The sequence below is a fragment of the Acinetobacter sp. IK40 genome (assembly GCF_035615075.1).
In the GTDB taxonomy this organism is placed as follows: Bacteria; Pseudomonadota; Gammaproteobacteria; order Pseudomonadales; family Moraxellaceae; genus Acinetobacter; species Acinetobacter courvalinii.
This window is the reverse complement of the sequence record NZ_JANBOE010000010.1, coordinates 13,461-39,805: the sequence shown is the minus strand read 5'-3', so window position 1 is coordinate 39,805 and position 26,345 is coordinate 13,461. Positions and strand designations below refer to the sequence as shown.

Sequence of the window (26,345 nt, the reverse complement as noted above, 5' to 3'; positions counted from 1 at the left end):
ATGTATGCTTTAAAAGTTGCTTATTCCTCTCAGGTATTTTGTTAATACACGCTTTCTTGCTCCTATCGCCCAGTATTTGGGTAGGAACAACTAGACATTGATTGAAAGGATTCGACAAAATAACAATTACAGCTCGTCGCTAAAATCCTGTTTTCCTAACGAGAATATCTTACTTGTTGCTCATCAACTTCTATCACTGCTGTGTTTTAAAGCAAAAGGCTTTAACTTTTCTCATACACTCGAATGACACTATTTTTACTGAATAGAGTAGGAATGATTTCAATTAACTTTATCCTTTTTAAAAGGTTTCTTTAAGAAGCAGACTGCCCATTTTATGGCTTTAAACAAAGCTGAAATACGTTATTACAGCAAAGACTTAAGCAAACCTGATTTAAACCCTCTAACAGGACTCAAAAGCTTTTTATAAGGTTATTCCTAGCCTTGCAAGTATCATATGCCGCAACGCTATTTTCATGTTGTTTCAGATAAACTAAACATACAAACCGAAATGATTCTTCGGTGCTTTTTTGATATTTTTCAGCTAGAATGACCCCAATTCCAAGTCCAAAGATATGTTGTTGTGTAACAACAGATATAACTATTCAAGGGTCGAGTGTGAAACATTATCAACTTTTTTCCATTCTTGCGATTAGTCTGAGTGCAACAGCTTGTGCTGTCACATCTGGCTTACAAACCTATGATATTCCAACTGAAGGTGTTTACACGACAGATCAAGGAACTAACGTCAATGTTATAAAAATCACTCAGAACAATTTACCGGCAATTCAAACTGCTCAAATCGACTATCGGAATAATTATTCTCTATTATTTAAACAACAACAGCAAATCTATCGCCTCAGTCCCGGTGATATACTCTCGATTCAACTTTGGGCTTATCCAGAAATCACACCGCCGAATAGTAATATTTCTAATGAACAAGCAGTACAAGCCAATGGTTATCCAATCGATGTAAATGGCTATGTACAAATTCCCTTAGTAGGACGCTATAAGGCCTCTGGAAAAACCCTAACACAACTCAATACTGACCTACGTAGCCAGTTTTCTCATTATTTAAAAAATCCCGATGTGATTGTGCGAGTATTGTCTTATCAAGGACAACGTTATTCCGTACAAGGTAGTGTGATCAAAGGCGGGCAATTCTATTTAAATGATCAGCCAATCAGTGTTTATACTGCTTTAGGTATGGCAGGGGGTGTCACCGATAAAGGTGACAATACCTTTATTCAACTGATTCGTAATGGTCAGACTTATGATCTGAATACCATCGCACTGGAAAAGGCTGGCTATTCGCTGCATAAACTACTGGTTCAACCGAATGATACAATTTATGTAGGTAATCGCGAAAACCAAAAAATTTATGTCATGGGTGAGTCTGGTAAAAACCAAGCCCTACCAATGCGTGATCAGGGTATGACTTTAAGTGATGCTTTAGGTGAGAGCTTAGGCATCAACCCGCTTTCAGCAAGTGCCAGCCGTATTTATGTTCTTAGAACTAATCCTCAGGATCGCCATACCGAACTTTATCATCTGAATTTATTAAGTCTGGGTGATTTTGGTCTTGCGAATCAATTTAGACTACGTAGCAATGATATTGTCTATGTCGATGCCACTGGTCTGACACGCTGGCAACGAATTGTCAATCAGGTTATTCCCTTCTCAAATGCCTTATATAATATAGATCGTTTGGGGCAATAATTACAATGGAGATTAAAAGTGTTTTGGTCGTTTGTGTAGGTAATATCTGTCGTAGTCCCATGGCTGAATATATGCTTAAACAGCAACATCCTAACCTGCAGATTGAATCTGCAGGTATTTCTGGAATGATTGGGCATCCGGCCGATGACAAAGCTCAATTATGTATGCAGCGATTAGATATAGATATGAGTCCACATGTTGCCAAAAAACTCAATGCAGAACTCCTAAAGCAAGCAGACCTGATTTTAGTAATGAGTCACAATCAGCAAAAACATATTGAACAAATGTGGCCATTTGCAAAAGGGAAAATTTTTCGACTAGGACATTGGCAAAATAAAAATGTACCTGACCCCTACCAACACGACCAAGCTTTTTTTGATAATACCTGCCAGTTAATTCAACAGTGTGTGACTGACTGGAAAAATTATATTTAACTTTTTTAGATTAAGATTATGAGCCAAACTACCAATACTGAAGATACAATTGACCTGAAAGAGCTTTTCTTTGCTTTAATTGCACAATGGAAGCTCATTGCCTTGTGTATTATTCTAAGCTTGGTGCTTGCTTTGCTTTACCTTCGTGCAACACCTGATACTTACTCAGTCGATGCCTTGGTTCAGGTGGAAGATAGTAAGGGGGCATCTGCGGCTCTCCTAGGTGACCTATCACAAATGATGGAGCAAAAATCACCGGCCCAATCTGAAATCGAAATTTTAAAATCGCGTCTGGTACTTGGCTCAGTAATTCAGGCGCTTCATCTAGATCTGAATATTTCCAGCCCAGAAGATACTTTCTCTCATCGTCTATTCAATAAAGCCGACTATGCGACTGAATATGGCCCTAAAGCAGTCACTTTCCACGATGAGGAAAAAACATTTGATATTCAAACATTTGAAATACCAGCCTACTATCTGGATAAAAAACTTAGCTTAAGTTTCAAAAATAATAATTTTAGTTTAACTAATCCAGCAACAGATGAAGTACTTTTAACGGCTCCACTGAATCAACTCAATCAACTCAGTACCAGCTTTGGCGTTTGGAAAATTGCTATATTTACAACCGATAAGTTTGATACGCACTATTTAATACAAAAGAAATCATTACCTGCTGCAGTACAAGCTATTAATGCTAATTATTCTGTAGCAGAAAAAGGAAAATTGACTGGAATTTTAGGACTAAATTATCAAGGTCAAGACAAAGAACACATCACTAAGGTCTTGAATGCAATTTTAGCCGCTTATAGCGCACAAAATGTCGAACGCCGTTCAGCTGAAACTGCGCAAACCTTAAAATTTCTAGATGAACAGTTGCCAGATCTGAAAAAGCAACTGGATGATGCGGAACGTGTATTCAATAAATTTCGTCAAGAATATAATACAGTCGATGTGACCAAAGAATCTGAACTATATCTGACCCAAAGTATCACGCTTGAAACCAAAAAGATTGAGTTGCAACAACAACAGGCTGATTTGGCAGCCAAATATACGGCTCAACATCCGGCAATGCGTGAAATCAATGCACAAATTACGGCCTTAGATAAGCAAATTGCTGGACTAAATAGTACTTTGAAACAGCTACCTGACGTTCAACGTCAGTACCTACAACTGTATCGTGAAGTTGAGGTCAAAACCCAGCTTTATACCGCACTACTCAACTCGTATCAACAACTACGTATCGCTAAAGCAGGTGAGATTGGTAATGTAAGGATCGTGGATACCGCAGTTGAGCCTGTTCAACCAATCAAACCGAAAAAACTGCAAATTCTGATACTTTCGATCTTCCTCGGCGGTTTCTTAGGAACACTGATTGCATTAATGCGTAATATGCTACGTACTGGTGTAAAAGATTCTGGACAAATTGAGAACGAGTTCGATTTACCTGTATATGCCACCGTACCGCGTTCACCTGTTCAAGAAACCCGTATGAGTATCTTGAAGAAAAAGAAATCCATTCCAATTCTGGCTGTTAAACATAATGATGATATTGCGGTAGAAAGTTTACGCAGTATTCGAACAGCAATTCACTTTGCGTTGGCTAATGCCAAGAACAATATCATCATGATTGCAGGACCATCACCAGAAGTCGGAAAATCTTTTATCTCAACCAACTTGGCTACCATTTTTGCTCAAAGTAATAAAAAGGTATTGCTGATTGATGCCGATATGCGTCGTGGCTATATGCATAAATACTTTAATCTTGAAGTTAAACCAGGTTTATCTGAATATTTAAGTAATTTGGCTGACTTGAGCCAGGTGATTCATCAAACCGATGTAGCTGGACTCAGCGTGATTGCACGGGGTAAAAATCCGGCGAATCCGTCTGAAATGTTGAGTTCAGAAAAATTTAAAGCTTTGATGGAGCAGTTGAGCCAGCAATACGACCATATCATTATTGATACGCCACCAATCCTGGCAGTAACCGATGGTATTATTATTTCGCAATATGCGGGTGTGAATTTACTGGTTGCACGTTATGCCAAATCACAAATGAAAGAGCTTGAACTAAGTTTGAATCGTTTTGAACAAGCCAATGTGAAAGTGAATGGCTTCATCCTGAATGACATTCAACGTTCTAGTGCCGGTTACGGTTATGGTTATAACTATTCTTATGCTTATAAAGCCAATAAAGATGACTAAGCAAACTTTAAATTGATTGTTAACAAACCAGATCCCGTGATCTGGTTTTTTTATGCTTAAACACATAAATCTTATAAAAAACCCACGCATTTTTGCGCTTAATTATTCAATGCCTCAGCTTAGACATGCTAAGATCATTGCCATATTTTTTATTCCAATCTCACTTTGGGACATCTCATGAGTAAAGCTTTACCTTTCGTTGTCGCAGCCGTATTAGGCGGTGCAGCACTCGTTCCTGTCTATTATGCAACTCAACACCCAGCGACTGAACTTGGGGCAAAAGCTGATAAAAATGCAGCACCTGTCGCAAAAATCAGTTATGCACTCGGCTACGAAGTGGCTAAGCAAACACCACCAGAATTAGAAACCAGTGCATTTATTACAGGTTTCCGTGATGCCCATGCACAAAAACCTGCTGCATATACAGAAGAAGAGTTACAGGCAGCCTATGTAGAATTCCAGAAGCAGCTGCAACAAAAGCAAATAGATGAAAGCAAAAAAGTTGAAGCAACCAATAGCAGCTTCCTGGCAGAAAATGCCAAGAAAGAAGGCGTGAAAACCACCGCTTCTGGCCTGCAATATAAAATCACCAAAGAAGGTACAGGCAAGCAACCGACTGCAAGCTCTACCGTGAAAGTTCACTACAAAGGTCAGCTTCCAGACGGTAAAGTATTTGATAGCTCTTATGACCGTGGCGAGCCAATTGAATTCCCATTGAACCAAGTTATTCCTGGTTGGACTGAAGGTCTACAGTTGATGAAAGAAGGCGGTAAGGCAACGCTTTATATTCCTGCCAACCTCGGTTACGGTGAGCAAGGTGTTCCTGGCTCAATTCCACCAAATAGCCCATTGGTATTTGATGTAGAATTAATCGCTGTAAAATAAATGATTTAAGGAGGGCTGGTGCCCTCCTTTATTTTTTTGGAAGATAGAATGAAAAGATTAGGCCTGATTTTAATTGCCTCAACCATCGGAACGGTTCAAGCAGCACCCATTTCAACAAAGAGCCCACAAAAAGATCAGCTCGGCTATAGCTATGGCTATCTGATGGGTCGAGGGAATGCCGAAACACTCAAAGATTTAAATATCGAGACCTTTGTGCAGGGCTTACAAGAAGCCATGCAGGGTAAAGCTGCCTCTTTAACCGATGAAGAAATGGCCAATGTGCTGAATCAATATAAAAAGCGTCTGGAAGCCAAGCAACTGGTTGAGTTTCAGGAGCAGGCTCAAAAAAATGATCAAGCAGGGAAAGCATTTTTAGCTGAAAATAGTAAAAAGGCCGGTATCGTGACCACCAAGTCAGGATTACAGTATCAAGTGCTACAAGCAGGTCAAGGCAAGTCTCCCAAAGCCACCTCTACCGTTAAAGTGAATTATGAAGGCCGTTTATTAGACGGTACCGTATTTGACAGTTCGATCGCCCGTAATCATCCTGTAGAGTTCAAACTGAACCAAGTGATTGCAGGCTGGACGGAAGGTGTGCAAACCATGAAAGAAGGTGGTAAGACTCGCTTCTTCGTTCCTGCAAATCTCGCTTATGGTGATGTTGGTTCAGGTGATGCCATTGGCCCGAACAGTACTTTAATTTTTGATATTGAATTACTAGAAGTTATTAAAAATAAATAAACACCGCATCGCGGTGTTTTTATTAAAAATATATTTTTCAATAGAATAAAAAAATTATATTTTCGATGCCATATAAGAATTATATATACGCATGCAATTATAGAGCTTTTTACGATTAGGTATATTTTTTTTCTGTATAGTTTTTTCTATTACACTTTCACATAAATTACTTCCTTCTGTATTTTGTATATCTTGATTATACTTAGAATAAAGATTACCAACTTCTTTATTTTGTAGAAAACCCCACCACCCCATACCAAATGAATCTGTTAACTCATAGGGTCCATACCCCCTATTTTCTCCTAGACTAGAATAACCCCATCTATAAACTCCATTTCTACCATCCATATAATTTGTTAAATATATTTTATTATTTTTTATAGTAACAACTTTTTCTAAGAACTGTTTTGCTAGCCCTTTTCTAATTTTTTTATATAAGTTGAACTCATAGCTATTAACAGGATATGAATTTTGTAATGATAAAAGAATCTTTGGAATTCTAAAAAAATGTGAAGAATCTGCCACCATATTTTTTAATGGTTTCTTTTCGTTAATAGACTTATTTTCATATCCTGCATATGCATGATCTTTATAATCATCATAACTACCTCGATCAAATAACCAACGCCCCTCCTCATCAAAATAACTTCTCTGCTTAAAAACTTCTAATGCATAACTATTTATTTCTTTTAGAGTGGGATCCTTAGGATAAATTTTTGACAAATTAGCAGCTATACCAAAACTAAAGAATTCTTCATCAATAATAATCTTCTTATATCCTACTTCTTTACCTGTAGATAGCTTCCACTCCAATCTTTCTTTTAAATTTTTAAATGGTTTACTACCCCATTGCCATGCAGGAATATCATACCAAATTTCATTAATATACTTAAGCAAATAAGCAGATAATTCTTTATCATTGTTTAAAACGGCATATTCACTTAAAAAAAATAAATATTGTATACCACTTAGTCTTTCACCTTTAGCCTTAATATTTATTCCATTATTACTTACTTTTTTAAAGCGTCGTATATTTGACTCAAAATCTTTTCTTAATTCTTTATCATTATATTTATAAGCATAATGCAACGGAACCATTAATGCATGCGAAGCGCTATACCTTTCATTCACTTTCCATGTATCAAGAGAAAGATACGCGCTTGCTCCTGATGTGATTGCTTCTTGAGCACAAGCCTGTTTGCTGATTATCAATATTATATACAACAAAATTATTCGTATAATCACTTTTATTTCCTTAATAGAGTATTTACACTTTAGAACTCTTACCTAAGCCTTTAAATGTCTCGGTCTAAATCCTGTCACCAGCAATCCGATTAGGTAAGCAACTACCCCCACTACGCATAAACCGATCACTTCTGCAATACGCAGCCATTGTGAGACTTCTCCCTGATACCAAGTTAAGCCATACCACAATGCCGCAATCATCGCGATATTGGCCACTGCATATTGAAACGCCAGTTTTTTCCAATGCGCGCCAAAACGGAAGATATTACGTTTATGCAGATAGAAATACAGCATGCCCGCATTCACCAAAGCAGAGCCAGAAGAGGCTAAAGCCAAAGCCATATGTTCTGCCTGCCAGTCGATCAGCTTAAAGAAGCCAATAAACACCACGTTAAGAATGGCATTGGCAGCAACCGCCATTAAACCCACCCGAACAGGCGTCTTGGTATCTTGCTGCGCATAGAAGCCTGGGGCAAACACTTTGATCAGCATAAACGAGATCACCCCTGCACTCATACATTGCAGTGCCAGAGCGGTCATCTTGGTGTCTTCCCAAGTGAATTCACCACGTTGGAATAGCGCTTGAATGATCGGTGTCGACAGCATAAATAAGGCAATACTGGCAGGGATTCCCACCAGCATAATTACCTTGGCAGCCCAATCAATCATACTTCTAAATTTGGTTTGATCCTGTTCAGCATGGCGCGCAGACAATGACGGTAAAATCACGGTACCAATCGCAACACCAATCAGTCCCAAAGGTAACTCGGTCATCCGCTCGGCACTGTATAACCATGAGACTGAACCATCCTGCATAAAGGAAGCCCAAATGGTATTCAGCAACAGGTTAATCTGGGTGACAGATACACCAAATAAAGCAGGTAACATCAGCTTTAGGATGCGATCCACACCTTCGTGTTTGAAATCTACTTTAGGTGGAATCAACAAATTCTTTTTCCATAATTCCGGAATCTGAATCGCTAGCTGCAGAACCCCTGCGGCAACCACCGCCCAACCCAATGCCATAATCGGCTCAGCCATATACGGCGTCAACCACCACGCCCCAGCAATCATTGCCACATTAAGCAACACCGGAGAAAACGCAGGTGAGGCAAAAGAACCATAACTGTTGAGAATACTGCTGGCAAAGGCCGTCAAGGACATAAACATCAGATAAGGAATGGTCAGGCGGAACATATCGACCGCGAGCTCAAACTTCTCTGGATCGTTATGGAAACCCGGCGCATAGAGATAAATAATCGCAGGCGCAGCCACCATCGCCACAAAGGTCAGTAAGGACATGGCCGTGAGCAAACAGCCAAATACCCGACTAATGAGAATCTGGACTTCAGCATGAGCGCGGCTGGTTTTATATTCGGTTAAAACCGGAATGAAGGCTTGAGAAAAAGCCCCTTCTGCGAATAAGCGCCTAAAAAAGTTAGGAATACGAAAGGCAACAACGAAGGTATCGAAGTCCTTACCCGCACCAAATACATTGAGCAGTACCACATCACGTACCAACCCCAACACCCGGGATAACATTGTCATTGCACTGACAATTACAGTCGATCGCCACAATGCCATCGCACTCACCTACGGCTTATCTTTTAAAAAGCGTTATTGTAATGAAAGTCCTGATCGATTTCGTTGTGAAATTATAAATCTATCGATGTTTTTTCGGCTAACTTGTGTTGAGCAAGCAAATTCCGGAACAATGGCCAATCAAAATATTCACCTGGATCGGTTTTACGTTTGGGCGCAATGTCAGAATGCCCTGCAAGATGATTCTGAATTTTTGGGTAAGCCTGCCGTAAGGTGCTGACCACTTCAACCAGAGACTGGTATTGTTCGGGCTCAAAGGGTAAATCATCACTCCCCTCCAGTTCGATCCCGATCGAATAATCATTACATTCTTTCTGCGCAAGATAGCTTGAACGTCCTGCATGCCAGGAACGCTCATTAAAGTTCACAAACTGAATCACTTCACCTGTGCGCAAAATCAGCAGGTGTGCCGAGACCTGCATTCCTTCAATAGTCTGAAAATAAGGATGGAGCGACCAATCCAGCTGGTTCTGAAAAAATTGCTGAATATAGCCCCCACCAAACTGGGAAGGCGGCAAACTGATATTGTGGATGACGATCAGTTGAATATCGGTTCCGGCAGGTCGTGCATTAAAATTAGGCGAGGCAATCTGGGTCGCCCCCACCAATACACCCTCTTGTATTTGAGCAAATCTAGCGTGTTGCATTGTGACTCGAATCAGCAATTTAATCTGTATAAGCGCCATTCTGCCATGCTTTCTCCAGAATAATCGAGATGAAATACTTATTTTTTATGAGGAGAGTATTAGGGTCTATTAATATTTCACAGATGCTTGCGACAGAGAATATTTTTAGACGATACAAGGCATGACTTGCGAAATTTAGTCATTCTAAATGAGTCAAGTTATAACGCAGGAGCGGCAAAAAATATTCCTGTCCCAGAGGGTTATGGCTAAACCCGCCATAAACAGCGTTATGAAACTTGACAAGGGTGGCGCCATTGCCTACATTTCATGCCTTGTTTATGTTGTTTTAGCCAATAACGCAATGCATGGTTGAAATGTCAATAGACCCTATTATATCGCACACGTTTTTTAGTCAAACATACACTGGAACTGGTATGAGTATTCCTCAATCTTTGCTTGAACAATCTATTCAAATCAATATTCAACAAGCATTACAGGAAGATATTGGGGATGGCGATATTACCGCCATGCTTACACCAGTCGATGAGCAGGCCACTGCGACCATTATTAGCCGTGAAGAGATGGTCTTGGCTGGTCAGCCTTGGGTGAATGCCTTGATTCAAGCCTATGACAACAGCGTGCAAGTGACTTGGTTAAAGCAAGAAGGTGACGTTGTTGCGGCAAATGAAGCGTTCCTCAAACTCGCTGGTTCAGCGCGCAGCTTACTCACAGTAGAACGTCCAGCTTTAAACTTTATCCAGACCATGTCTGCGGTTGCGACTAAAACTGCAAATTACGTTAAACAGCTCGATGGTTTACATACCAAACTGCTGGATACCCGTAAAACATTGCCAGGCCTGCGTATTGCACAAAAATATGCGGTAGCCATTGGTGGCGGACAAAATCACCGCTTGGGTTTATTTGATGCATTCCTGATTAAAGAAAATCATATTATGGCTGCGGGCGGCATTGCCCAGGCCATCACCAAAGCCCACGAAATCGCACCGGGCAAACCGGTCGAAGTCGAAGTGGAAACTTGGGATGAGTTAAATCAGGCACTGGAAGCTGGTGCGGATATTGTGATGCTGGATAACTTTAGTCAGCAACAGATGATTGATGCGGTGAAACACGTTGCAGGTCGCTGCAAGCTAGAAGCATCGGGCAATATCACTATTGAAAATTTACGTGAAGTGGCGACCACTGGCGTGGATTACATTTCAATGGGTGTATTGACTAAAGATGTAACAGCGGTTGATTTATCGATGCGTTTTAACGCTTAAGCCTGATCGGTCTCTTTGTTTTGAGAATTATGCTTTTGTGAAGCAAAAAGCTCTGTTTTTTTAGTCACTTCTGTCGTTTCAACTTGCCATGCTGATTTGGCTTCGGTCGAATCAGTGGGGCGTGGATCTGCCGCCATTAAAACAAAAGTTACTGCGGTGAGTAACACCAAAAATACCTGTAACATGCTTTCCCTTCAATGTGTGTGTTTCAATTTGCCTCAATCTAGCAAATTTAAATGAGTCAAATCAGTGGGCTGTGTTACAGGCATGTAAACTCTCGGTAATGTTGTGTTGACCATGCTGGCTTTATGTCTGCTTTCCTTTCTTGCTGTGTAAGCCTACAATGCTCAGCAAAGTGACTGATTAAAATAATAACGATGGACAGTATATTTGAGGCTTTATTCCACTTACTTTTTAAGTTTTTCCGCTTTGTATTTATGAATGTGATCTTTGAGATTCTGTTTGAAGGATTGATCCGTAGTATCGGTTATGCGGTCGTCCGCTGTTATCGTTCCGGGCAGCGGGTGGATTTTGACAGTACTGAAGTATGTATAGCGGGTTTTCTTAGTGTGTCGCTGCTGGCTGTACTATGCCTTTACTTTTTATTACACTAATTGAATTTAAAACAGCAGTCTAAGTGCTCACCTAGACTGCTTTTTCTGATCTCATCCAATAATTTATAACTCCATAAAGCCCATATACGGATCAGAAATCGAGTCTTCATTGGTTTCAATACGCCCAGCAAAACGACGGCGATAGCTCGGATCATTTTCAATGGTGACGGTAAAATCATACCAGCCGCCGAACTCGCTCATATCCCAGCTCAGTTCCTGTTCAGCCGCAGCCGTTTCGATGTGCCAAGTCTTATTCGGCAAATAGGCATTGGCTTTGACCAGCAATTTTGCAGTCTGCCCCGCATCATTACGTACTTTCAGGAACAGTTTGGGATCACACTCCTCCATACAAACCCGGATTTCTGGCAATGTCTGAATTTGTGCGAGCTGTGTCAAGTCACCGCTGAAGCTACGATGAAAACCATTGGGTCCCAATACCCACAAATCATACTGATTGTCCTTGCTCAGCCAAATATCATCCAGTTGCTTGCCCGCCTCCACCATATAACGGCGCGGTACCGCATCCAGATTCAATTTATCATAGACATGAAATACGGCTGCATGTGTCCCAGTATTAGAGAACATTAGTTTGACTGTTTTCGCGCTGCTATCCACTTTGGCACTAGTGTGCAAAATATATGGCAAGGCACGCGATGGTCGGATACCCAGTTCCTGAACAGGATAAGTCTGGCTGTCTGGACGGCTGACTTGTGCTAATTGCTCCTGTGCTTTGCGAATTGCATCCGCTTCAGCTTTACTCTTCTTACCTGCCAGATCTGGCATTGGGAGTAAATTCGGGGTCTTAAAGTTAAACGCTGACATTAAATCGCCACATACCGCACGTCGATATGGACTGATATTCGGCTCTTGTACCCCAAAGCACTGTTCCAGGAAGCGAATTACGGAGGAGTGATCAAATACTTGTGAGTTGACCCAACCGCCACGGCTCCACGGTGAAATGATATACATCGGCACACGGATTCCTGGCCCATAGACCCCGACCCCATTACTGACCTCTGGATTGGTAAAATTAGGTTGGCCACTGGATGCCTTGGCATGTGTTGCGTACTCATAGGACATTTGTTCCTTACTTAAGGTCGATTTGCCATAGACCTCACCGGATATATCCATCGAAGGTGCACTTGGTGAAGGTACATGGTCAAAGAAGCCATCATTTTCATCGAAGTTAATCAGGAAAACTGTCTGGCTCCAGAGTTCCGGATGCTCTGTGAGCGCATTGAGGACTTCCTGAATATACCAGGCACCTTGTACAGGGCTTGAAGGACCCGGATGTTCACTATAGGTTGCAGGAGCCACCAGCCAGCTCACCTGCGGTAACTGCCCTTTGGCAATATCATCTTTAAATGAACCAAGAAATCCACCATCTGGCATGGTATTGGCAATCCCTTTATACAAGGGCTGTCTGGCATCAATGGCTGGGTCATAGGCTGGGCAAATGGTACTGTTATTGACCGGTTTGCCTGATAATTCATTGGCACGGCGGTATTTTTTAAAACCAGCCAATGGATTATCGGTAAAGTTATCCGGCATGTTTTGATAGACTTTCCAGCTGACGCCTGCTTGCTGTAAGCGTTCAGGATAAGTGGTCCAGTCATAACCGGTGAGAGATGACCCGATCGAGTCCAGATCATTGACCACGCTGGCAACATTGGCCCCAGTTGGACCATTGGTTCCCGTCCAGATAAACATACGGTTGGAGTTGGTTCCGGTGTGCATGGCGCAGTGATACGCATCACACAAGGTAAACGCATTGGCTAAGGCAAACTGGAACTCCACTTCCTGTTGTTTGTAATAGCCCATCGATTGTGGTTGCTTGTATTGCACCCATTTCCCCATCCGCCCATGATCCCAGGCATATTGCCCATCGGTCCATGAATGCGGTGTACCACTGACCCGCTGCGCATTGCCGCGACTGCTGTCTAAATGATAAGGATAGACCTTATTCTTTTTGGCATCGTACTGTTCCCAGACTTTACGACCTTCACTTAAAGGAATGGTGAAACGGTCGCCGAATCCACGTACCCCTTTCAAGGTGCCAAAATAATTATCAAAAGAGCGATTTTCCTGAGTCAGGATCACCACATGTTTCACGTCTTTGATGGTGCCGGTCTCGACCTTGGCATCAATCGCCAGTGCCTTTTGAATACTCATTGGAAAACTGGTCAGCGCCGCAGTCCCAAATAGTGCCTTAGTCGAATTTAATAAAAAGTCACGACGATTCATTTTATCCATTTCCTTATTGTTATTCTTTAAGGGGCGCAATGCATCTTGCAGCTTGAGGTAGGTGGCTTCGGCTCTGGCTGAGCGTTATTGTTATCGCCACTATCGCTATCGTTACAGGCACTGAGTAACAGGCAGCTCCCAGCAAGTAAGGCTAAAAAGAAATTTCGCATTTGACGATCCGTTCAATATCAGTGCAGATAGTCAATACAATCTAAATGACAGTTCGATGATGATTTGATCGCAGTTTGATGACAAAAAAACAGATAAAAAAAAGGCGGTCTAAACACACCAGACCGCCCGCACTATCAACTGGAACTTACCAACCGAGTGCCTGCTGTTGCTTCTGAATCAACTCCATGATTCCTTTTTCTGCAAGCTCTAACATGGCATTGCACTGCTGGCGGGTAAACGGCTTGTCTTCTGCCGTGCCCTGAATTTCAATAAATTCACCCGCCTGAGTCATCACCACGTTCAAATCGGTTTGGCAATTTGAATCTTCTTCGTAGCATAGATCGAGGAGGACTTCGTCCTGATACATGCCCACTGAAATTGCTGCCACCAGACCTTTTAATGGGTCCTGTTTAATTTTCTTGTTGCTGAGCAATACATTCATGGCATCTACCAAAGCCACTGCTGCACCGGTGATTGCCGCAGTACGGGTACCGCCATCGGCCTGAATCACATCACAGTCGATGGTAATGGTGTTCTCACCTAACTTCTTTAAGTCCACCATGGCACGTAAACTACGGCCAATCAGACGCTGGATTTCCTGAGTACGACCGGTTTGTTTACCACGCGCCGCTTCACGATCACTACGGGTATGGGTTGAGCGTGGCAACATGCCATATTCAGCGGTTACCCAGCCTTGACCCTGACCTTTCAGGAAGCGTGGTACCGAGTTATCAATACTCGCCGTACACAACACTTTAGTATGACCAAACTCAACCAAAACTGAGCCTTCTGCGTAACGGGTATAGTTACGGGTAATTTTTACCTCACGTAATTGGTCTAATGCTCTTTGGTCAATACGCATAACGATTCCTTAAAACTATGGCTCAAATATCATTGCGCCATAGTATAGCTCAATTACACGTGCTTTCAGTTTTACTTATTCGTTACAATTCACCCAATTAAGCAAACTTAAACTTTGACTTAAGGTTGCTCCAACCTTGTGCCAGTTGCGCAGAGAAGTCATTTGGCAATGAACATTTGGCCAAACGCACCCACACCGTCCAGAACTGCTTCATAAAGTTGGCTTCGTTATAATTCACGCCATATTCGGCACATAAGGCCCTGATTTGTGGTGCCACCTGTTCATAACGATTGGCAGGCATATCCGGAAATAAATGATGCTCGATCTGATGGCTCAAATTACCACTCATGAAGTGCATCCACTTCCCGCCGGTGAAATTACTCGAGCCACGAATCTGGCGCAGGTACCACTGTGCCTTGGTCTCGTTCTCGGTATTGTCCGCTTCGAAGGTCTCGGCATCTTCAGTAAAGTGACCATTAAAAATCACTGCTGATGACCACAGGTTACGGATAATATTGGCGACGGCATTACCCGCCAACACGGGAAGAAAATTCACTGTGGCAATGGCCGGGAAGAACACATAATCTTTCAGCACCTGGCGTCTGGCTTTTTTACGGAACTCCGCCGCATCTGCCCAAACCTGTTTCCAGGTTTTGGTTTTATACACCAGTGCATCTTCCAGATGCAGGTTTTGTACCCCCACATACCACTGGAAAAAGAACATCAACTGTAAGGCCAACGGAATATTGGCCAAATGACGTACTTCCCATTTCTGGTCTTCAGTGACACGTAAAATGCCATAACCCACATCATGATCTTTACCGACAATATTGGTATAGGTATGGTGCATATAGTTATGGGTATAGCGCCAGTCATTGCCTGAACAGGTATTGTCCCAGTCGTAATCTTCACCACGTAAACTTGGATCATTGAGCCAGTCAAACTGACCATGCATCACATTATGGCCCAGCTCCATATTCTCGACGATCTTAGACACACCCAACATGGCGGTTCCCAGTAACCAGACCGGTGGAATCCAGCCACCAAACATCAGCATGCCACGCGATGCGATTTCGGTATAACGCACGAAATTACGCACTTTATAAATATATTTTGAATCCTGCTCACCAAGGTTTTGCATCACTTCCAGCCGGATTTGCTCGACACGGCGACCAAACTCTTCAACCTGTTCAGGGGTTAAATGCGCTGACTTGGATGCGTTTTTAAATTCTAATGCCATATTCATTGTGCTGATCCTCAAATATCTTTGTTTTTATAGGTCAATGGTAACTGGGCTCAGTGCCTGGCTCACACATAACTTGATTGGACGATTCGGTTGATCATCAATTTCACCCGTGAGCAGGTTCTGGGTCACGCCGCTAACTTTGGTGCAGCTACAACGGTTACACACACCCATGCGGCAACCATGTTGTGGTCGTAAGCCCGCTTGCTCTGCACTGCTCAGCAGATTGGTCGTTGCAATAAAATTCTGTTGTGCACGACGGAAGCTAACCGGTTGTGCTTCACTGGAGTGCTCGACTTGTACAGGTTGGAAAAATTCTTGATGAAAGTTTTCCGCTGCCGCATGCTCGGTATAAATCTGTTGCGCCTGTTTCATCATGCTGTGGTGACCACAGGCATAGGCTTGCATCTGTTTAAAATTCGGGACTAACTTTTCTAACAATGCCGCATCTAAATGCTGTTTTTGCTGTGCCGTATTAAAGAAATGATAGTGTAACTGTGGATATTGCTCAGCCAAGGCCAAGATGTCCTGATGCAATACTTCAGCACGGTTAAAATACAGCACATGCACGTGTTCAAGCTGCTGTTGCAACGCTTGTTTTAATAAAGCATAAATCGCGGTAATACCTGAACCTGAAGCAATCAGTAATGCAGGCTGCTGACCTTGATGTAAGACGAAATCACCTTGTGGCTGAGAGATCTCGAAACTGTCTCCAACACGTAATTGTTGTGCTGCTTTAGACACCACACCTTGCACTTTAATGCCTAGACGGATTTCGCCTTGCGGCGTGACCTCAATAATCGAATAACTACGTTGCTGATAGACTCCGTTAATCATCAGGGTAATCAAAACGCTTTGACCGGCTTTCACCTGGCGAACATCAAAATGATGATTGGGCTTTAAGCTGAGGGAGACCATATCTTCGCTCAGCGGCTGCACAGCAGTGACTTGCGCAAGAATGCGTTTCCAGGCGAAGGTTGGTTTGATCTTTTGCAAGATAAAATCAACGAAATCTTCTCGAATCCAATGTGGCTGATAACTTAACTCTGCGTTCATACGTTCCTCGTTTTGTATCTGGCTATTTATTTTGAGTGAACAAATGTTCATGTAGTGAACATGTGTACACTATATTTATTTGTGTTCACTGAGTCAACACTTGTTCACTAATTTTTTGAATATTTTTTGTACTTGTTATAAGCCACTCAAAATACGGGGAAAATAAAGCGCTTTTTTCAGATACGGTGGGTAATTTGCATACCTGTTGCACCCATAAAGATCAAAAACATCTGTATTTAGCAATGTACGAAGACTAAAAAGTTTCCGTTTTTTTTGCTAGACTCTTTGGTATGGTTTTAATGGATCTTATTCATGTCGATTAGAGATGAACGAAAACAACAGAGTCGACAGGCTTTACTGGATGCAGCCCTCCACCTCAGCACTGCTGGGCGCTCATTCAGTAGCATTAGCTTGCGTGAAGTTGCACGTGAAGTTGGTTTGGTTCCAACGGCGTTTTATCGTCATTTTCAGGACATGGATGCGCTCGGACAAGAGCTGGTCGATCAGGTTTCCTTGCATTTAAAAAGCCTGATTCATCAATTGGGGCAAAGTTACTTGTTACACAGTGGTTCGGCCAAAACCCGGACCAGCATTGAATTATTTGTACAGGCGGTTAATCACAGCCCGCAACAATGGCAATTTATGATTGCGGAGCGTTGGGGCGGATCTGAAACGGTACGTATCGCCATCGCACGTGAAATTGAATTTCTGATCGAAGATCTGGCGATTGACCTGTGCAAGCTCGAAACCTTCAAACACATCAAGGAAGCCAAGCATTTGCAGGTGCTTTCGACCATCCTGATTAATATGTCATTTACCTGGGCCATGACCTGGATCAATCTGCCAAAACAATACACGATCGATCATTTACTCGAACAGCAAAACCTGTTTATTGACAATGCCGCGACCCAAGTGCGCTTATTATTCAGTGGGATTTCCAACTGGGAACCCCAAAACGCTTGATCATATCCAAACCAAAGTTTGATATATAAAAGCATTGCTTCGCGTTATGATGCATTGGACACTAATGCAAATGCAGTGTAGAACACTATGAGGAGCTTATAAGCATCATGAATCCAGATCGTCATACTCAGTTCTTAATTCGTAAAGAAAAAATCTTGCAGGTTGCAGAAAAGCTGTTATTAGAAAACAACCAAGAAATGACCCTCGATGAACTGGTTGCTGAACTGGATATTGCCAAAGGCACCCTATATAAACATTTCCGTAGTAAAAATGAGTTACTGCTGGAACTGATTATCCAGAATGAAAAAGAAATCTTAAAAATTTCAGATAAATACAATACGGATGTCAAAGAGTATGCACCACGTTACATGCTCTATCACCTTACTTCACCAAGCCGTACCATTCTGCTGCATCAGTTAGAAGAACATCTGACCATGACCGAATCCAAATTAAAGCATCTGTTTGATGAGCTTTACTCGATCCGTCAACAACGTATTGTGTCGTTAAAAGACATGACTGAAAAATATTTAAAATCACAGAATTACGATATGTCGATCCGTGATTACCTGTCTTATATCTGGTCACTGACCTATGGCGCGGCCTTATTGTTGAACTCAAGCTATTACCAGCGTTCGATCGGTTCACGTGAGAAATTGATTAATCTGTATGTCAATCAGGCCTTGTCGCTGCCTACCCAGAAAGTCCAGATTGATTTAAAAGACTTTCAGCTGGAACAAGACTAAATAAAAAAAGGACTGTCGCGGCAGTCCTTTTTTTATATATGTAAATGCATTAATTATTTGGCTTTACGTTCTTTTTCTAACAGGTAATTGACTACTTGAGTGACTTTACCATCTTCACCCTGAACCACATACTTACCATTTACCACCACGGCAGGAACACCCGTCAACTGGTACTGCTGTGCCAGTTTATTTGATTCGGCAATTTTTGCAGAGATCGGGAAAGAGTTAAACATGCTGTTAAACTTCTGCTCAGGTACACCGTAACGGGCAAAGAATTTTGCCTGAGAAGCCTGGTCAAAGATCTGCTGGCCACCTTCATGAATCGCATGGAACAGTGGAATATGGGTTTTCTTGCGTACACCCAGTGCTTCAGAAACGTAATAGCCACGCGCGCCTTGTTCCCATACCTTATTCATTGCCGCCGGTGTACGAAGGAAATAGACGTCTTTTGGAATTTGTTTTAACCATGCCTGCATATGCGGTTCAAGCTTGAAGCAGTGCGGGCAACCATACCAGAAGAATTCACGCACTTCGAGCTGGCCGGCTGGTGCAACCGTTTTACCAGGATTTGCAATCACGGTATAGTCCTTACCAGCCACAAAATCAGCTGCCACGGCATTCATTGAAAATGCTAATGCAGCCACACTCAAACCACTTAATACTAACTTTTTCATTGACTTTGCTTTTCCTCTAAGCATTTTTCGTAAGTTTATATGCTAAATATAAAACAAACACGAGCAATTCGTTTTGCTTCTGTGAAGTTTTTTATTGGATTTATCGCTTTTTTTGCCAGAATCGCTACACTAAGCTAAATTCAGACTCAAAACATTCTCTGAAATTAGATACTCGACAACGTCATCTGCAACCTGAGCGAACCAAAGCATTTAAAGCTTTGGTGTAGCGCAAGACTAGCGAAGTGCGTAGTTTTTTGTTCAAGCATAGCTTTCACCTTGCGGTACGGCAAAGATTATTAATCTTTGCTATTCGTACCTCAGGTTTTGCAGATGACAATGGTTTTGCCTACTTTTCCCGAAAGAAAAGTAGGTCGAACCGAAGGTCTATCCTGAAATAAGATGAAAACTCAGCAAGACTCTGCTTGGTTTAATGTTTTAACTAAGGATTTGATCATCATTACAACTCCATAAAATATTGATAGAGGCTCTTCCATGTCACAATTGAATGTTGACCCGCAAGAAATCGCAAAATTTGAAGCATTGGCTGCCAAATGGTGGGATCAACATTCTGAATTCCGCCCGCTCCATCAAATCAACCCTTTACGTCTAAACTGGGTGGATGAACGCGTGGGCGGCCTGGCAGGCAAGAAAGTCCTTGATGTCGGCTGTGGTGGCGGGATTCTGGCAGAAAGCATGGCACGTCGTGGTGCCGATGTTGTGGGCATTGATATGGGCGAAGCGCCGCTTGCCGTGGCGCGTTTACATGCCCAGCAGGACAATGTTGAAAATATTGAATACCGTCAGATTCCAGTCGAGCAGCTGGCGCAGGAACAGGCCGGTCAATATGATGTAGTAACCTGTATGGAAATGATGGAACATGTACCTGACCCTGCTTCAATCGTGAAAGCCTGCCAGGCTTTGGTTAAGCCAGGCGGTCATGTGTTCTTCTCAACCATTAACCGTAATCCGAAATCATATTTATTTGCCATTATCGGTGCGGAATACGTGCTTCGTTTACTGCCAAAAGGCACGCATGACTATCATAAATTCATTCGCCCTTCAGAAATGGCACATGATATCCGCAATGCAGGTCTCACCCTCAAAGAAATGACCGGTTTACATTACAACCCGATCACCAAACATTACTGGTTAGCGCCAAATGTTGACGTGAATTATATGGTTCATACCACAAATACAGGTGCGTGATGAAAGCTGTTTTATTTGATCTTGATGGTACGCTGATCGATACCGCTGCCGACTTTATCCGTATCATTCAGCAAATGTGCCGTGATGAGCAGCGCCCTGTGGTGGATGCCGCAACCATTCGCACGCAGGTGTCTGAAGGCGCACGTGCCATGGTAAAACTGGTCTATCCCGAATTAGAGGTTACCGATCCTGTATTTTTAGGATATCGCCAGCGCTTTTTAGATGTCTATGGTGACAATATTGTAGTCGACACCAACCTGTTTGAAGGCATGTATCCTTTACTGGAAGAACTGGAAGCCCACGATATCCCGTGGGGTATTGTGACCAATAAGCCTCGTGGCTTAAGCGAGCTTTTACTCGCGGCCTTAAACCTGACCGATCGTTGCGCTGTACTGGTTTGCCCGGAAGATGTCAGCCATACCAAACCCGATCCAGAACCGATGTATCTGGCGGCCAAAAAGCTTAATCTTGATGCCAAAGACATCATTTATGTCGGCGACCATCCACGTGATATTGATGCAGGCCGTAATGCAGACATGTATACCATTCTGGCGGCTTATGGTTATTTGCCTGTAGAAACACGTGATGATCTGGCGGCCTGGCAGGCCGATGCCATTATTCACACCATCCCCGAATTACACCAGCTGCTCAAACAGAAAATCACTGTTTTGTCAGAAAATCAGGGTATGATGGGTTAATTATTAACGATAAAAACAGGAGGCATAACAATGAAATATTCAGAATATCAACCTCGTCCAGATTTGCTGAAAGACCGTATTATCCTGATCACCGGTGCCGGTGATGGTATTGGACGTGCTGCTGCGATGAGTTATGCCCTTCATGGTGCAACCGTTGTATTACACGGCCGTACCCTGAATAAACTTGAAGTGATCTATGACGAAATTGAAGGTTTGGGTGCGCCTCAACCTGCAATCTTACCTTTGCAGCTTTCCACTGCTTCAACGCATGACTACGAGCTTCTGGTCAATACGCTGGAACAGCAATTTGGCCGCCTTGATGGCATCTTGCATAACGCAGGCATGCTCGGTGACCGTGTTGAACTGGCAGAATATCCGGTCGATGTCTGGGATGATGTCATGGCAGTCAATTTACGCGCGCCTTTTGCCCTTACCCAAGCTTTATTGCCGTTGCTACAGAAATCTGAACACGCCTCTGTGGTATTTACCAGCTCCAGTGTGGGCCGTGAAGCCCGTGCCTTATGGGGTGCCTATTCGGTCTCTAAAGTAGCCACTGAAGCCATGAGCAAGATCTTTGCCGCTGAAAATACCTATCCGAATATCCGTTTTAACTGCATCAATCCAGGGGGTACACGTACCGCGATGCGTGCCAAGGCCTATCCGGAAGAAGATCCAAAAGTTCTTCCAACACCGGATAGCATTATGCCAGCCTACCTGTACCTGATGGGTGACGATAGTCTGGACATGAACGGGAAAAGTATTGACGCTCAAGCTTAATTTCATCCTTACAATAATTCTAAATAACATTGGACCCTGAGGTTAAAACTGTTTTTTTCAGAGAAATGAGTGAAAACTCTTCATTGTTTTAAAACAATAATGAATTGATCTTCACAGTTTCTCTGCATTTTTAACGTACAGTAGTTCACATGAGAGACATCCGAAGTCAATAAGGTGCATCATGAAAAAATTTTTCATTATCTTGGTTTTAGGTTCAACCACCCTGTTCAGTAGCATGGGGAGTTTTGCAGGTCCGCACGATCGTGATGAGGATTCGCGCGGTGGCGGCTGGCAAAATGGTCGTGGCTTTGATCGTCCGGATGGTGAAAATCGTCAACGTGAACGCCGTATGCGTGAAGAACGTGGTGTCGAGCGCTTAAAGCAACATCGCTGGCAGGCAGGTTATGTCATGCCACAGCACTATCGTGGTAACGGTTATAAAGTCGATTATAAAGATAATAATCTTCCTCGACCGAGCCGTAACGAGCAATGGTACAAAATCAACAACGACTATATTTTGGTCAATTCGGAAGATAACAGCATTATCCGTATCATGGGTTTCTAGGCACAGCGCCAATCGCTTGACCGCTAAAAGTTGGGGTGTTGTTTTAGGAAGTGATTTATCTTTTCTTTTTTTTCGTTAAAATCAGATCAATTGGTACATCTCTGAGATTCACATGGCGACCCAAATGACTGAAACGTTACATAGTACAACCCAAGATTATGTACACTGGTTTCGCCATTCCGCACCGTATATTAACGCCCATCGTGATAAAACCTTTATCCTGATGTTTGCCGGTGAAGCCGTTCAGCACGAAAATTTTCAGCATATTATTCATGATATTGCCCTGTTGCACTCTCTGGGCATCCGACTGATTCTGGTTTACGGCGCACGCCCGCAAATCAACCAGAATCTGCTTGATCGCAATATTGACACGCCATTTCACCAGAACCATCGCATTACCACCCGCGAATCATTACGTGGCGTCATGAATGCGGTGGGTTCAATCCGTTTGGAAATTGAAGCCCTACTCTCGATGGGTCTGGCCAATTCACCAATGTACGGCGCTCGCATTGATGTGGTGTCAGGTAATTTTGTCACCGCCAAACCTTACGGGATTCGTGATGGTATCGACTTCCAGCTTACGGGTGAAGTCCGTTCGGTGGATACTGATGCCATTCAGCGTCATCTGGATAACCATAATATCGTCCTGCTGGGCCCAACTGGCTATTCAACCACGGGGGAAGTCTTTAATTTACTTGCAGAAGAAGTGGCGACCAAGACCGCGATTGCATTAAAAGCCGATAAACTGATTTTCCTGGGTGAAAGACAAGGTCTAATGGATACGCAGCACCAGTTATTGCGTGAGTTAAATCCGCATCAGCTGGAACCCTATATTCAACAGAACCAGCAACAATATCCAGAATTTGCGCTCCATCTCAAACAGGCGCAACAGGCCTCTTTATCCGGGGTACATCGTGTGCATCTGATTTCATATGCCTATGATGGAGCACTGATTGAAGAGCTGTTCACCCGTGATGGTGTCGGTACCCTAATTACTGATGCACATTATGAAGAAGTCCGCATTGCCAATATCAATGACGTCGGCGGTTTAATTAACCTGTTACGCCCCCTTGAGCAGGAAGGCATTCTGGTTTATCGCTCGCGTGAACGCCTAGAAAGTGAAATTGAACAGTTTGCGGTGATTGAACGGGACGGTATGATCCTGGCCTGTGCAGCCCTATACCCGATTCCGGCCGGATCAGATGAAATCCGTTCTGCTGAAATTGCCTGCGTCGCAGTAGATTCAAGCTACCGTAAATCCAATCGTGGTAGCCAGATTTTGCAATTTCTGGAAAGCAAAGCCAAACAACAAGGGATTCAGCAACTGTTTGTGCTCACCACCCGAACCGCGCACTGGTTTCTAGAACAGGGCTTTGTCCCTGCCAGCGTCGATGATTTACCGAATGCGCGTCAGGAGTTATATAACTATCAACGTAATTCTCTGGTATTTAAAAAGAGACTGCTCTAAGCATTCAGCATGGTGAAGAGATATGTTTATTTTTGATAAAGATCTCTCTTCATCATCATTATCTCTGCTTAAGTCTGTATGAAGAATAAATTCACCAACCGATAAAATAATAAAAATTCAATTAAAAACAAAAACTTAATATATTTCATTTTTTAATTCTTATTCCATTTATGGATAAGGTTATGCAATCTTGTATTTTGCACTTTTCCTCATAAACAAAGCCCGATTTGTTATTTTTTATGCAATAAAAAAAGTTTTAGCTTAGTTGCTCATCTATTTAAATCTTTTGATTTTTCGGGGAGCACAACCATCATGGCTATTTCAAACCATCGCTCATGGACAACATATACCCTCATCGCGGCAAGTCTTGCCAGTTTGATGGGTGTTGCAGGCTGTGCAAAAAAACCTGAGCAGCAAAGCACCACAAAACAAGAAACCACCACATTAAATATCGGCTTTCAAAAGTATGGCATCTTGCCGATTGTCAAAGCAAAAGGTGAATTAGAAAAAACGCTTGCTGCTCAGGGTGTACAGGTGAAATGGGTTGAATTCCCAGCCGGACCCCAGTTATTGGAAGGTTTAAACGTCGGAAGTGTGGTCTTGGGTGAGGCCGGTGAAGCACCACCGATCTTTGCCCAGGCTGCCAATCCCAATCTGGTCTATGTGGCCAATCAGCCCGCTGCCCCATCCGCAGAAGCCTTGATTGTGCAAAAAGATTCGCCAATTCAATCGATTCAGGATTTAAAAGGCAAGCGTATTGCATTGAATAAAGGTTCCAACGTGCATTACCTATTACTTAAGTTACTGGAAGAAAATAATCTGACCTTAAGTGATATCCAGCCCGTTTACCTTCCGCCTTCAGATGCACGTGCTGCCTTTGAAAAAGGTGCTGTCGATGCATGGGTGATCTGGGATCCATTCCTGGCTGCAGCTGAACATCAGATTCATGCACGTGTTATTGCCAATGGCGAACATCTGGTCAGTAACCATCAATTCTATCTATCTGATCGCCAATTCGCAGAGAATCATCCGCAAGTGCTAAATACCGTGGTCACCACGCTCAATCAAACCACGGACTGGGTCAAAACGCATCCAGACGATGCTGCAAAACTATTAGAAAAACCAACCGCACTTGAATTCGATATTTTAAAAACATCAATTTCGCGTATGGGCTTTGGGGTTCAGCCTATTTCCGAAAAGGTTGCCAAAGAACAGCAATATGTAGCCGATGTATTTTTTGCCCAGAAGCTGATTCCAAAGCAACTGGTCATTCAAGATGCCGTATTAAAGAACGACGTTAAATAATTGAGGATCATCATGAAGTTGCTATCTAAAGTTTCTGTTCTGGGTGTGCTGATCTCTACATTTTCACTGAGTGGTTGCCAGAAGCCAGAGCAGAGTACGGAGAAGGCAACTTCAGCAACTGAAAATACGGCTGTCAAAACCCTATCCATTGGTTTTCAGAAATCCTCCCTCAATTTGTTAGTTGCCAAACAACAAAAGCTATTTGAGCAAGAGTTTCCGAATGCCAAAATTGAATGGCGAGAATTTCCAGCAGGTCCACAAATGCTTGAAGCTCTTGCCGTTGGTGCAGTCGATTTTGGTTATGTCGGCAATACCCCACCCATCTTTGCGCAAGCCGCAGCTAAACCATTGAGCTATGTAGCTTATGAAGTGGTTGCACCAACAGGCCAAGCTATTTTGGTACATGCCAACGATAAAATCAGCACCCTGCAAGACTTAAAAGGCAAACGTGTCGCAGTTCAAAAAGGTTCCAGTGCACACGAACTTTTGGCAAAAACCTTGCAGAAAGCGGGCCTATCTTGGCAAGACATTCAACCGATCTGGTTACCTCCTGCTGATGCACGCGCAGCTTTTGACAAACAGGCCGTTGATGCGTGGGCAATTTGGGAACCCTACTTAGGTACAGCAGAACTGCAAGGCCATACCAAAACCTTGGTCGATGGCTCTGCTTTTCCAACCACTTATTCTTTTTATATTGGTAATCCTGATTTTATTCAAAAGCATCCTGATTCTGCGCCAAAGCTGATTAAGAGCATCAACATTGCGGATCAGTGGATTGTTCAGCACCAAGATCAGGCACTACAGATTTATGCACAAAGTACGGGGCTGAGCCTTCCTGTGGCGCAACGTGTTTTAGACAAACGACCAAAACCATCGCCTGTGCACATCCTCACAGCTGAGGTCATAAAGAGTCAGCAACAAATTGCCGATTTATTTAAACAAGAGCAACTCATTCCTGTGCAAATTGATATTCAGCACAGTGTCTGGTCTGCCCAATAAACATTGATTTCATTTTCATAAGGAAC

The 26,345-nt window shown here is 42.8% G+C and carries 24 protein-coding genes; 15 read left to right on the top strand and 9 right to left on the bottom strand.

Going from position 1 to position 26,345, the window contains the following annotated elements; all coding sequences use genetic code 11:
• Positions 1–615: 615 nt before the first annotated feature.
• From MSG93_RS16420 to MSG93_RS16400, 5 genes are all read left to right on the top strand, one after another.
• Entirely contained in the window at positions 616–1,716 is a 1,101-nt protein-coding gene (locus MSG93_RS16420) for a polysaccharide biosynthesis/export family protein (RefSeq protein WP_324622525.1), read from the top strand.
• Positions 1,717–1,721: 5 nt separating this feature from the next.
• Positions 1,722–2,150, top strand: coding sequence for a low molecular weight protein-tyrosine-phosphatase (locus MSG93_RS16415; protein ID WP_324622524.1), 429 nt, complete (start codon positions 1,722–1,724; stop codon positions 2,148–2,150).
• An 18-nt stretch (positions 2,151–2,168) separates the two neighbouring features.
• A complete protein-coding gene (locus MSG93_RS16410) occupies positions 2,169–4,352 on the top strand; it encodes a polysaccharide biosynthesis tyrosine autokinase (protein ID WP_324622523.1) in 2,184 nt (727 codons plus the stop codon).
• Positions 4,353–4,529: 177 nt separating this feature from the next.
• Positions 4,530–5,237: an FKBP-type peptidyl-prolyl cis-trans isomerase gene (locus MSG93_RS16405; RefSeq protein ID WP_324622522.1), complete on the top strand. Its 708-nt coding sequence runs from the start codon at positions 4,530–4,532 to the stop codon at positions 5,235–5,237.
• Positions 5,238–5,285: 48 nt separating this feature from the next.
• Positions 5,286–5,978, top strand: coding sequence for an FKBP-type peptidyl-prolyl cis-trans isomerase (locus tag MSG93_RS16400; RefSeq protein ID WP_324622521.1), 693 nt, complete (start codon positions 5,286–5,288; stop codon positions 5,976–5,978).
• Between the two features lie 54 nt (positions 5,979–6,032).
• Here the strand turns inward: MSG93_RS16400 and MSG93_RS16395 are convergent, their stop codons facing one another.
• The 3 genes from MSG93_RS16395 to ampD all read right to left on the bottom strand — a co-directional run bounded on the left by MSG93_RS16395 (position 6,033) and on the right by ampD (position 9,472).
• On the bottom strand, positions 6,033–7,223 hold the full coding sequence (locus MSG93_RS16395; protein ID WP_324622520.1) for a hypothetical protein: 1,191 nt from the start codon (positions 7,221–7,223) through the stop codon (positions 6,033–6,035).
• Positions 7,224–7,265: 42 nt separating this feature from the next.
• Positions 7,266–8,816 (bottom strand): murein biosynthesis integral membrane protein MurJ, encoded by a 1,551-nt coding sequence (gene murJ, locus MSG93_RS16390; RefSeq protein WP_171062237.1) that lies wholly within the window; start codon positions 8,814–8,816, stop codon positions 7,266–7,268.
• Between the two features lie 62 nt (positions 8,817–8,878).
• Positions 8,879–9,472: a 1,6-anhydro-N-acetylmuramyl-L-alanine amidase AmpD gene (gene ampD, locus MSG93_RS16385; RefSeq protein ID WP_324622519.1), complete on the bottom strand. Its 594-nt coding sequence runs from the start codon at positions 9,470–9,472 to the stop codon at positions 8,879–8,881.
• 413 nt (positions 9,473–9,885) lie between these two features.
• Between ampD and nadC the strand changes: the two genes are divergently transcribed.
• On the top strand, positions 9,886–10,731 hold the full coding sequence (nadC, locus tag MSG93_RS16380; RefSeq protein WP_005228267.1) for a carboxylating nicotinate-nucleotide diphosphorylase: 846 nt from the start codon (positions 9,886–9,888) through the stop codon (positions 10,729–10,731).
• Here nadC and MSG93_RS16375 read toward each other — a convergent pair.
• The 5 genes from MSG93_RS16375 to MSG93_RS16350 form a co-directional block, all read right to left on the bottom strand.
• Complete coding sequence (locus MSG93_RS16375) at positions 10,728–10,916, bottom strand: hypothetical protein (RefSeq protein ID WP_324622518.1); 189 nt, start codon at positions 10,914–10,916, stop codon at positions 10,728–10,730. The two genes, nadC and MSG93_RS16375, sit on opposite strands and share 4 nt — an antisense overlap.
• A 492-nt stretch (positions 10,917–11,408) precedes the next feature.
• A complete protein-coding gene (locus tag MSG93_RS16365; RefSeq protein WP_324622516.1) occupies positions 11,409–13,589 on the bottom strand; it encodes a phosphocholine-specific phospholipase C in 2,181 nt (726 codons plus the stop codon).
• A 316-nt stretch (positions 13,590–13,905) separates the two neighbouring features.
• The gene (gene rph, locus MSG93_RS16360; protein WP_005228254.1) at positions 13,906–14,622 is read right to left on the bottom strand and encodes a ribonuclease PH; all 717 of its coding nucleotides are present in this window, start codon (positions 14,620–14,622) and stop codon (positions 13,906–13,908) included.
• A gap of 97 nt (positions 14,623–14,719) precedes the next feature.
• Positions 14,720–15,862, bottom strand: coding sequence for a fatty acid desaturase family protein (locus tag MSG93_RS16355; RefSeq protein ID WP_171067866.1), 1,143 nt, complete (start codon positions 15,860–15,862; stop codon positions 14,720–14,722).
• 33 nt (positions 15,863–15,895) lie between these two features.
• The gene (locus MSG93_RS16350) at positions 15,896–16,921 is read right to left on the bottom strand and encodes an iron-sulfur cluster-binding domain-containing protein (RefSeq protein WP_324622515.1); all 1,026 of its coding nucleotides are present in this window, start codon (positions 16,919–16,921) and stop codon (positions 15,896–15,898) included.
• A 312-nt stretch (positions 16,922–17,233) separates the two neighbouring features.
• On the opposite strand from MSG93_RS16350, the gene MSG93_RS16345 reads away from it, so the two are divergent.
• Together MSG93_RS16345 and MSG93_RS16340 are read left to right on the top strand one after the other, a co-directional pair.
• On the top strand, positions 17,234–17,884 hold the full coding sequence (locus MSG93_RS16345) for a TetR family transcriptional regulator (RefSeq protein ID WP_005228248.1): 651 nt from the start codon (positions 17,234–17,236) through the stop codon (positions 17,882–17,884).
• A gap of 107 nt (positions 17,885–17,991) precedes the next feature.
• Complete coding sequence (locus tag MSG93_RS16340) at positions 17,992–18,627, top strand: TetR/AcrR family transcriptional regulator (RefSeq protein ID WP_005228246.1); 636 nt, start codon at positions 17,992–17,994, stop codon at positions 18,625–18,627.
• A gap of 53 nt (positions 18,628–18,680) precedes the next feature.
• Here MSG93_RS16340 and MSG93_RS16335 read toward each other — a convergent pair whose 3' ends face one another.
• Positions 18,681–19,301: a thiol:disulfide interchange protein DsbA/DsbL gene (locus MSG93_RS16335; protein ID WP_005281463.1), complete on the bottom strand. Its 621-nt coding sequence runs from the start codon at positions 19,299–19,301 to the stop codon at positions 18,681–18,683.
• A gap of 492 nt (positions 19,302–19,793) precedes the next feature.
• Between MSG93_RS16335 and ubiG the strand changes: the two genes are divergently transcribed.
• The 7 genes from ubiG to MSG93_RS16300 all read left to right on the top strand — a co-directional run bounded on the left by ubiG (position 19,794) and on the right by MSG93_RS16300 (position 26,319).
• Complete coding sequence (ubiG, locus tag MSG93_RS16330; RefSeq protein ID WP_009516391.1) at positions 19,794–20,507, top strand: bifunctional 2-polyprenyl-6-hydroxyphenol methylase/3-demethylubiquinol 3-O-methyltransferase UbiG; 714 nt, start codon at positions 19,794–19,796, stop codon at positions 20,505–20,507.
• Positions 20,504–21,205, top strand: coding sequence for an HAD-IA family hydrolase (locus tag MSG93_RS16325; protein ID WP_324622514.1), 702 nt, complete (start codon positions 20,504–20,506; stop codon positions 21,203–21,205). Before ubiG ends, MSG93_RS16325 begins: the two co-directional genes overlap by 4 nt.
• Positions 21,206–21,235: 30 nt before the next feature.
• Complete coding sequence (locus MSG93_RS16320) at positions 21,236–21,982, top strand: YciK family oxidoreductase (protein WP_324622513.1); 747 nt, start codon at positions 21,236–21,238, stop codon at positions 21,980–21,982.
• A 181-nt stretch (positions 21,983–22,163) separates the two neighbouring features.
• Entirely contained in the window at positions 22,164–22,547 is a 384-nt protein-coding gene (locus tag MSG93_RS16315; protein WP_004773416.1) for an RcnB family protein, read from the top strand.
• Positions 22,548–22,659: 112 nt separating this feature from the next.
• On the top strand, positions 22,660–24,015 hold the full coding sequence (gene argA / locus MSG93_RS16310) for an amino-acid N-acetyltransferase (RefSeq protein ID WP_324622512.1): 1,356 nt from the start codon (positions 22,660–22,662) through the stop codon (positions 24,013–24,015).
• 312 nt (positions 24,016–24,327) lie between these two features.
• Entirely contained in the window at positions 24,328–25,320 is a 993-nt protein-coding gene (locus MSG93_RS16305; RefSeq protein WP_324622511.1) for a sulfonate ABC transporter substrate-binding protein, read from the top strand.
• A 12-nt stretch (positions 25,321–25,332) separates the two neighbouring features.
• Positions 25,333–26,319, top strand: coding sequence for an aliphatic sulfonate ABC transporter substrate-binding protein (locus MSG93_RS16300; RefSeq protein WP_324622510.1), 987 nt, complete (start codon positions 25,333–25,335; stop codon positions 26,317–26,319).
• The last annotated feature ends 26 nt before the right edge of the window (positions 26,320–26,345 follow it).